The following is a 7,140-nucleotide window of genomic DNA, read 5'->3' as shown; positions in this document are numbered from 1 at the left end:
TAGCTTTTTAACTTTACAGGATAGCTTATGATTATTTGAAGTTCTGCGGCTTTGATATAGCTTCTGTGCTATCTCAGCATTATAGTCACTATTTATACTAGTGCGATTAAGTTCCTTTTTTATAGCTCTTTCACTATAGCCAATTTTATTGGCTATTTGAGATGTTTGGTATCCTAATTTAAGTAATTCTTCTATGCAATATCTATTTGAAAGAGTTAAGTGCTTTGGCATTTTTTAGTTCCTTATCGTTTATTTTAGTTTCGTCAAAACCTAATAAACTATATTTGGAACTCTCTTTCAACTATTTAAAACTTTCAGAATACAATCTAGCAACTATCATTAGCTTGAATACTGAAATGAAAATAAATATTATAGAAGAACATAATTAAATATACTTATTTATCAAAAATGAAAAGAATATCTATGCTACTTGTATGTGGTTTCTACTTTGCTAACAGTTTTAGTGCAAACATAAATGATACTAACTCAACAAGCTCAATAGTAAGTGGATCGACAACAACAATAACCTCTTCAACTGATACAAAAAAAAGTAGCACTACACCTATGCCAATGAACGCAACACCTTCTCCTCTAAGTAAAGAAGCTAAAGAGGGTACTATACCGGCTATAGATCAACCAAAGCAAGAGCAACTAGTCGGCTCAAACTCAGCAACTTGGACACCAGCATACTTAAGTGTTAAAAAATTCAAAAAGTGCTTGGCAGTTGAAAACTATCGAGGTTGGCAAGGTTACTGCTTACCATCTGAGAAACCTAAAAAATGTCCTGATGAATCCTGGGGTCAATTGTCAGAAATGAACCTAATACCATGCAACTAACCCTAGTAATTAGTATTTGACTAATCTAGGTTTTTTCTATAGAATACCGAAACTATTTCTGTAATGTATTAAATAAAGATTAGAATTTAAAGAGGAAACTAAAATGAAAAGAACATTCCAACCTTCAAACTTAAAAAGAAAAAGAACTCATGGCTTCCGTGCTCGTATGAAGACACTAAGCGGAAGAAAAGTTATTAGAAACAGAAGAGCTAAAGGTAGAGCTAAGCTTGCAGCGTAATTTTTGCTTAACAAAGCAAAATATACTAGATAAAAGTGAGATTAAACAAGCCTTTGACAATGTAGATGCAAAACTTGGAACTCTGCATTTCACATTCCTTTTAAGTCATAGAACTCATAAAGAACCTGGCATGTGTGCAATCTTACCCAAAAAAAGCATTAAGAAAGCTACTAAAAGAAATCTTTGTAGAAGAATTATTAAAGAATCTTTTCGCTTACATAAAGATCTCTTAGAACACAAAAGCTTGATAGTTTTAAGTAAAAAAACAGCATCTCAAGCTACTAAGGAAGAATTGTGGCAATCGATAAAAAATTTCGAAAATTTTTTAAGAGAATTACACTGGCTCCTTTTATAGCTATAATCAATCTATATCGCTATTGTATAAGTCCCTTTATACCTGCTAGATGCAGATATTATCCTACTTGTTCAGAATATGCTCTAGAAGCTCTAAAAACTCATGGTATAATAAAGGGATTATATTTAAGTACCCGTAGGCTCTTGAGATGTCATCCATTTGCAAAAAGAGACTACTACGATCCGGTTCCTTGTAAAAATAAAAAGGTTAATAATAAACAATGAAAGCTAATCATATAAAAATACTACTGTTAGTCACGATAGCTATAATGCTTATCTCATTGATGGGTAGATGGGAGCAAACTTTCCCATCAAACAGCAGTCAACCACAAATGACTCAAACTCAACAAGATAATAGTCACTATAATAGTGATACTGCTGCTACAACAAATCTATCAACATCTGATGCAAAAGCATCGCTAACGAAAACCACAAGTTTCTCAAAGTATGATGATGCTAAAAGCGTGACTATTAACACAGACGTATTCAAAAATCTTAAGATCAGCTTACTTGATGGTGCTATTATATCTGCATCATTAGAAGATTATAGTGTAAGTCTTGATGATAAGACACCAATGGCTTTACTTACTGACAAACAAGGTTCAGAATATATTGCCAAAAGCACTATTGTTATCAACAAAAAGCCTGTTGATGTCAATTTTGAAAGCCAAGGAATCAAAAAAGAAAATGGTAAACAGGTACTAACTCTTACTGGAAGTGTTGATGGTCTAGAAATAACTAGAACATACACCTTTGATGATGCTAAATACAATATTTCTGTATCTCAGAATATTAAAAACACCACGTCAGAGCCTGTAAGCGTTATTATTGATGATTCATTAGCAAGGGGCTTTAATCCAGCCGGTGATAGCTTTAGTCTATTAAATGCTCACAGTTACACTTTTACTGGTGTTGCTTACTCTACAGCTAATGATTCTTTCAGAAAAGAATCTTTCAAAGATATTTCAAAGACTAACGGTCAACCTACTGTTATAAATAGTCAGGGTCTAGGCTGGGTTGCATTTATACAGCACTACTTTGTAAGTGCTTGGATTCCACAATCAAATGACTCAAAAATATACTATAAAAACCTAAACAATGATGTCTTTGAAGCTGGGGCTTACACTGGATTCTCAATCGCTCCTGGTCAATCAGAAAATATAGATTCAGTATTATATAGCGGACCAATCATCAAAGCTAACTTAGTAGATCTAGCCCCTAACTTAGAAAAAACTCTAGATTACGGCATGCTTTCATTCTTCTCAGAAATAATCTTCTGGGTGATGAATCAAATACATTCACTTGTAGGTAACTGGGGCTTAGCAATTATTCTAGTTACTTGCTTAATCAAACTTATATTCTATCCTCTTTCTGCTAAGAGTTATCGCTCTATGGCAAAAATGAGAATGCTACAACCTAGAGTCAAACGCTTACAAGAAATATATAAAGATGATCGTCAAGCTCTAGGCAAGAAAATGATGGAGATGTATAAAGAAGAGAAGGTAAACCCTCTAAGTGGTTGTTTACCTATGCTTATACAGATTCCTATTTTCATTTCACTGTACTGGGTATTACTTGAATCTGTTGAATTAAGACAAGCTCCTTTTATATTCTGGATTCATGACTTATCAATGAAAGATCCTTACTTTGTATTACCTATACTTATGGGTATATCAATGTTCTTACAGCAAAAATTATCTCCAGCACCTACAGACCCTATGCAAGCTAAGATAATGATGTTCTTACCTGTAATATTTACATTCTTATTTGCTTCATTCCCATCTGGTCTAGTATTATACTGGTTAACTAACAATGTAATTAGTATATTACAACAATGGATTATCACAAGACACTACCAAGCTACTCATAAAAAGTAATATGGATAAATCTCTACTTAAACCGAAATACTGGGGACTTTGGTTAGCTATCCTTATTGCTAAAATCTTAGTTAACACTCTTTCTTATAAGACTCTGATGCGATTAGCTATATTTATTGGTAAAATAGCAAAACCTTTAGCTAAAAAACGTAATAAAGTAGCTTACATTAATCTAAAAATAGCTTTCCCAGATAAATCTGAAACTGAAATATTAAAATTAGTAGATGAGAGCTATAGGTCTGTTTGTATGACTGGATTTGAAAGCTTAATAGCATGGTTTATGTCAGATAAGAATTTTAAAAAAACAAATGTAGATGAAACGGAATTTCAATCGTTTATTGCTACTCATAATAATTTAGATAGACCCTTAATGTCTCTAGGTTTTCACTTTCACACATTAGAAATAGCAGGTAGATATTGTGGAGACAAATTTAAGCCATTAAGCCTTATGTATCAGAAGCATAAAAACCCTGTAATGGAACACATAATAACTTCATCTCGATTAAAATATGTAGATAAATGTTTTGAGCGTAAAAATATGCTTACCATGATAAAAAGCTTAAGATCGAAGATGACTCTTTGGTATGCTCCTGACCAAGACTTTAAAGAACATAGTATTTTTGTACCTTTTTTTGGAAAACTTTGTTCTACATTAGTAGTCACTCCATGGTTAGCTCGGAAAACCAAATCTATAGTAATCCCTACATATTACGTTAGAAATAAAGACTTATCTGGATATAAACTCATATCTGGCGAGCCAATGGAGTTTTCAGGAGATGATTATAAAGATGCTTTGCTTATTAATCAGTTTCTTGAAAGAGCTATTCGAAAATACCCTGAACAGTACTTATGGCAACACCGTCGCTATAAGACAAGACCTCTAGGAGAAGAAAAGATTTATTAATGTTTATGATTAAAAAAGTGTATGTTAAAATAGATTTAACATTTTAATTTAAAGATACTAATGAAAAATAACAAGCTTGAACCTAAAAACTGGGGTATTTGGATTATCGTAGGGATAATGAATTTTGGCTCAAAATTACCATTATTTACTCATAGGTATATAGTGCTTGCTATTGGCATCATTATTAAGCCATTCTTAAAAAGTAGGAATGAAATTGCAAGAGAGAATCTCAAGATAGCCTTTCCTGAAAAATCTACAAAAGAAATTAATAAACTAGTTAATAAAAGTTATTACTCAATGATTTTATCAGGAGCTGAAACTACTGCTGCGTGGTTTCTATTAAAAAAAAGGTTCAATAAAATAAAATTTGAATGGGAAGGCGATTCATTAAGTATATTCAAAAAATATCATGAAAATCCAAATACAAATGTTATATTCTTAGGTTTTCACTTTCACTGTATAGAAATAGTTGGACGCCATGTAGCAGAAAATCATCCCCCTCTTACAGTTATGTACCAAAAGAATACCAATGACCTTCTTGAGGAGCTAATCAAAAAATATCGTGAAAAAAACATATATAGATGTCTAGACAGTAAAAACTTAATAAGTGCTATTAAAAGCTTAAAAAGAGGCTACTCTATGTGGTACGCTCCAGATCAAGACTTTGGCTTAGAAAGCACTGGACTTGAAAACTCTATTTTTGCTCCATTTTTTGGAACATTGTGTTCAACTTTGACCGTAACCCCATGGTTAGCTGAAAAAACAAACTCTATAGTGCTACCTGTATATTATGTTAGAAAAAAGTGCCTAAAAAAATATAAAATTGTCATAGGTGAGCCATTGGAGTTTACAGGTGACGCCTATAAAGATGCTGAAATGACAAATAAACTCCTGGAAGATGCTATAAGAAAATATCCAGAGCAGTACTTATGGCAACATCGTCGCTATAGAACTAGACCAAATGGCAAACCTCAAATATATTAAGAGTACCATTAATATGCTAGCAAATAGGAATAATGGATTTTCGTTGGTTGAACTGATGGTAGTGATTGCAATAATAGCAATTCTTGCATCAATTGGCTTACCAATGTACAACAACCACATACTAAAAAACCATAGATCAGAAGCAACAGCTGAACTACTTTCAGCAGCAAGTGCTGCTGATAATTTTGAGATCCGTTTTGGATCATTTCCTTCTGGTAGTAGCATAAGTAGCTTCTATCATGAGAATACTGCAAATGGTTACTATCTACTCTCATATTGTTCTGGGGAACCTGAATGTCCCAATGTAAGCTATGTAATAACCGCTGTAGCACAGAACTCACAAACAGCTGATACTCCATGTAGAAATATAGAGCTTGAAGTTGATGGTGGTATCATAAACAAAACACCCTCTGAATGTTGGAATTAAAAGTATTACATCAAACTAAATAAGGATTAAAAATGGCTAGTTATAGTACAAATGAGTTTAAAGGCGGCTTAAAGATTCTAATTGATGGTAACCCTATGGTTATCGTTGAAAATGAATTTGTAAAACCTGGTAAAGGACAAGCTTTTAATAGAGTTAAACTAAAAAACCTATTAAATGATAGAGTCGTTGAAAAAACTTTTAAATCTGGAGAATCTGTTGAGGCTGCTGATGTTGAAGAGTTAAACGCGGTTTACTCTTACTTTGACGGAGATAGCTATGTTTTTATGCATCCAGAAACTTTTGAGCAATATATGGTTTCTCAAGAAGCTCTTGGCGAAACAAAGAAGTGGCTCAAAGACCAAGATGAATATCAAATAATACTATTCAATGGTCAACCTATCTCAATAATTGCTCCGAACTTTGTTAATCTTGAAATTGTTGAAACAGATCCGGGTCTTAAAGGTGATACAGCAGGTACAGGTGGCAAGCCAGCAACATTATCAACAGGCGCTGTAGTGCGCGTACCTCTTTTTGTACAAACTGGCGAAATTATAAAAGTTGATACTAGAACTTCAACTTATGTATCTAGAGTAAAGGATTAAGCGCATGCAATCTACATATAATCTAGTCTGGATTGATCTTGAGATGACAGGTTTAGATGTCGATAATTGTAGAATTATTGAGATAGCTGCAATTATCACAGATAAAAATCTAAATATAATTGCTGAGGCTAAACCAATTGCAATTCATCAGTCAGATGAAATTTTAAACTCAATGAATGAATGGTGTATAAAGGTTCACGGTGAAACTGGTCTAACTCAGAGAGTAAAAGATAGTAAAACCTCTTTGAAACAAGCTGAGCAAAAAATTCTTGAGTTTATAAAAGAGTATGTGCCATATCAAAGCTCTCCTTTGTGTGGTAACTCAATATGGCAGGACAGAAGATTCTTAGCAAAACACATGCCTGACATAGATGACTATTGTCATTATAGAATGCTTGATGTTACAAGCTTGAAGCTTCTCAATGAGTATTGGGGTAATGGCGAAAGTTTCTATAAAAAATCTACACATAAGGCTTTAGATGATATTCGAGAGTCTATAAATGAATTGAAATTCTATAGACAAAAGTTACTATCTATATAACCTTTAACTCTAAAATAGCTTTAATACTATTTTATACTTATATTTGCTAGATTGTATTCTGAAAGTTTTAAATAGTTGAAAGAGAGTTCCAAATATAGTTTATTAGGTTTTGACGAAACTAAAATAAACGATAAGGAACTAAAAAATGCCAAAGCACTTAACTCTTTCAAATAGATATTGTATAGAAGAATTACTTAAATTAGGATACCAAACATCTCAAATAGCCAATAAAATTGGCTATAGTGAAAGAGCTATAAAAAAGGAACTTAATCGCACTAGTATAAATAGTGACTATAATGCTGAGATAGCACAGAAGCTATATCAAAGCCGCAGAACTTCAAATAATCATAAGCTATCCTGTAAAGTTAAAAAGCTA

Annotated in this window: 12 protein-coding genes; 11 read left to right on the top strand and 1 reads right to left on the bottom strand. The window is 32.7% G+C overall.

Features of this window, described 5'->3' with window-relative positions; all coding sequences use genetic code 11:
• The coding region (locus F8C69_RS07850) for a helix-turn-helix domain-containing protein (RefSeq protein ID WP_159183974.1) at positions 1-231 on the bottom strand (231 nt) is incomplete at its 3' end.
• A gap of 177 nt (positions 232-408) precedes the next feature.
• Here F8C69_RS07850 and F8C69_RS07845 point away from each other — a divergent pair.
• From F8C69_RS07845 to F8C69_RS07795, 11 genes are all read left to right on the top strand, one after another.
• Positions 409-837, top strand: coding sequence for a hypothetical protein (locus tag F8C69_RS07845; protein WP_159184807.1), 429 nt, complete (start codon positions 409-411; stop codon positions 835-837).
• Between the two features lie 103 nt (positions 838-940).
• Positions 941-1,075 (top strand): 50S ribosomal protein L34, encoded by a 135-nt coding sequence (rpmH, locus tag F8C69_RS07840; RefSeq protein WP_003014180.1) that lies wholly within the window; start codon positions 941-943, stop codon positions 1,073-1,075.
• Positions 1,065-1,430, top strand: coding sequence for a ribonuclease P protein component (gene rnpA, locus F8C69_RS07835; RefSeq protein ID WP_159184806.1), 366 nt, complete (start codon positions 1,065-1,067; stop codon positions 1,428-1,430). Before rpmH ends, rnpA begins: the two co-directional genes overlap by 11 nt.
• Positions 1,370-1,654 (top strand): membrane protein insertion efficiency factor YidD, encoded by a 285-nt coding sequence (yidD, locus tag F8C69_RS07830; RefSeq protein ID WP_159184805.1) that lies wholly within the window; start codon positions 1,370-1,372, stop codon positions 1,652-1,654. Before rnpA ends, yidD begins: the two co-directional genes overlap by 61 nt.
• Positions 1,651-3,306 (top strand): membrane protein insertase YidC, encoded by a 1,656-nt coding sequence (gene yidC / locus F8C69_RS07825; protein ID WP_159184804.1) that lies wholly within the window; start codon positions 1,651-1,653, stop codon positions 3,304-3,306. Before yidD ends, yidC begins: the two co-directional genes overlap by 4 nt.
• A 1-nt stretch (position 3,307) precedes the next feature.
• The gene (locus F8C69_RS07820; RefSeq protein WP_159184803.1) at positions 3,308-4,210 is read left to right on the top strand and encodes an LpxL/LpxP family acyltransferase; all 903 of its coding nucleotides are present in this window, start codon (positions 3,308-3,310) and stop codon (positions 4,208-4,210) included.
• A gap of 60 nt (positions 4,211-4,270) precedes the next feature.
• Positions 4,271-5,194 carry a lysophospholipid acyltransferase family protein gene (locus F8C69_RS07815; RefSeq protein WP_159184802.1) on the top strand — a complete coding sequence of 308 codons (924 nt, stop codon included), beginning with the start codon at positions 4,271-4,273 and terminating at the stop codon, positions 5,192-5,194.
• A gap of 13 nt (positions 5,195-5,207) precedes the next feature.
• The gene (locus F8C69_RS07810; RefSeq protein ID WP_159184808.1) at positions 5,208-5,621 is read left to right on the top strand and encodes a type IV pilin protein; all 414 of its coding nucleotides are present in this window, start codon (positions 5,208-5,210) and stop codon (positions 5,619-5,621) included.
• Between the two features lie 32 nt (positions 5,622-5,653).
• Positions 5,654-6,223: an elongation factor P gene (efp, locus tag F8C69_RS07805; protein ID WP_004286787.1), complete on the top strand. Its 570-nt coding sequence runs from the start codon at positions 5,654-5,656 to the stop codon at positions 6,221-6,223.
• A gap of 4 nt (positions 6,224-6,227) precedes the next feature.
• On the top strand, positions 6,228-6,764 hold the full coding sequence (gene orn, locus F8C69_RS07800) for an oligoribonuclease (RefSeq protein ID WP_159184801.1): 537 nt from the start codon (positions 6,228-6,230) through the stop codon (positions 6,762-6,764).
• 145 nt (positions 6,765-6,909) lie between these two features.
• A partial coding sequence (locus F8C69_RS07795) for a helix-turn-helix domain-containing protein (protein WP_159183974.1) occupies positions 6,910-7,140 on the top strand: 231 nt, incomplete at its 3' end.

Source organism: Francisella noatunensis subsp. noatunensis, from assembly GCF_009823375.1.
GTDB classification, from domain to species: Bacteria; Pseudomonadota; Gammaproteobacteria; order Francisellales; family Francisellaceae; genus Francisella; species Francisella noatunensis.
This window is presented reverse-complemented; position numbering and strand designations above follow the sequence as displayed.